This is a genomic window from Vibrio sp. Vb1574 (assembly GCF_033338675.1).
The window spans coordinates 1-1,182 of sequence record NZ_JAWOTC010000328.1 but is presented as its reverse complement, the minus strand read 5'-3'; the positions used below and the strand labels follow the sequence as shown (position 1 = coordinate 1,182).

Sequence of the window (1,182 nt, the reverse complement as noted above, 5' to 3'; positions counted from 1 at the left end):
CCGAAAGAGGAAGCGGAAGCGGTTGCGATGAAATATCTCAAACGCGTTAAAATCCCAGACCAAGCCGATAAATACCCAGGTCAGTTATCTGGTGGTCAGCAACAGCGTGTAGCGATTGCCCGTTCATTGTGTATGAGTCCTAAAGTCATGCTGTTTGATGAGCCAACCTCTGCGCTCGACCCTGAAATGGTGCGTGAAGTGTTGGACGTTATGGTCGAATTGGCGGAAGAAGGCATGACCATGCTGTGTGTAACCCATGAAATGGGCTTTGCTAAAGAAGTCGCCGATCGCGTGATATTTATGGACGCAGGAGAAATCATAGAAGAGAACAACCCGGTCGACTTCTTTGAGAATCCTCAATCGGATCGCACGCAAAACTTCTTAGCGCAAATCCTGCATCATTAATCATCAACGCAGAGAACGCTTTAAAAGCACTGATTTCGAACGAAGTCAGTGCTTTTTGTCATTTACATCACCAATCGTTGTGAGCACCAACGCAAAAATTCTTGGTGGTAATATTGTGTTACAAGTTGCCACATACATAACATCTTATTTCCATTATCATTTTATCTAGGATATCCATGGAAAGGGCTTGATTTTTTGAACTTTCAGCCCCATAAATGTACCAATAGTAAACTCCCTTATTGAGGATAATTATGAACAGTCCAATGTTTACTCGTTCAACAAGTGTTCCTAATACACTTGAAACTAACAAAGTACTGAAAAACACTTACTTCCTACTGTCGATGACACTGATGACCAGTGCTATCGCAGCAGTCGCGACTATGGCAATGCAAATTTCACCAATCATGGCGATTGTGATGCAGCTTGCCGCGATTGGTATTTTGTTCTTTGTTATGCCAAAGGCAATCAACTCATCATCTGGTATCGTTTGGACATTCGTTTTCACGACTCTAATGGGTGGTGCTTTAGGTCCAATGCTTAACTACTACGCATCAATTCCAAACGGTCCTACTATCATTGCTCAAGCTCTAGGTTTGACTGGTATGGTGTTCCTTGGCCTATCGGCTTACACCATTTCAAGCAAGAAAGATTTCTCTTTCATGCGCAACTTCCTGATGGCAGGTTTGATCATTGTGATCGTTGCAGCGCTGATTAACATCTTCGTTGGTTCAACAATGGCTCACCTAGTAATCAGCAGTGTTTCTGCACTCGTGTTCT

Annotated in this window: 2 protein-coding genes; both read left to right on the top strand. The window is 43.1% G+C overall.

Annotation, left to right across the window (positions count from 1 at the left end):
- Positions 1-405 (top strand): amino acid ABC transporter ATP-binding protein (locus R7O12_RS25940; protein WP_318126928.1); only part of this gene is annotated, 405 nt, incomplete at its 5' end.
- Positions 406-656: 251 nt separating this feature from the next.
- On the top strand, positions 657-1,182 hold a 526-nt coding region (locus R7O12_RS25935), incomplete at its 3' end, for a Bax inhibitor-1 family protein (RefSeq protein WP_318126926.1).